Origin of the sequence: Rhodococcus sp. LB1 (assembly GCF_001583455.1) — a bacterium.
Classification (GTDB): Bacteria; Actinomycetota; Actinomycetes; order Mycobacteriales; family Mycobacteriaceae; genus Rhodococcus_F; species Rhodococcus_F opacus.
The window spans coordinates 1-206 of record NZ_LTCZ01000405.1; the positions used below are offsets into that span (position 1 = coordinate 1).

Below are 206 nucleotides of genomic sequence, written 5' to 3' on the forward strand. Positions count from 1 at the left end.
TCACTGCGCGTGCTCCGGCCGGGCGGCAAGGCAATCGGTATCGCCGGCCCACCCGACCCCACGTTCGCCCGCACCGCCGGCGTCAATCCGATCGTTCGTCTCGCGATCACCGCCCTGAGCCGCAAAATACGCCGACAAGCCGCGAAAGCGGGCGTGAGCTACGAATTCCTTTTCATGCGTGCCAGCGGTGAGCAACTACGCCGCAT

The 206-nt window shown here is 66.0% G+C and carries 1 pseudogene; it reads left to right on the forward strand.

Annotation, left to right across the window (positions count from 1 at the left end):
* Positions 1 to 206: pseudogene (locus AZG88_RS53140) on the forward strand (NADP-dependent oxidoreductase); the annotation flags it as partial.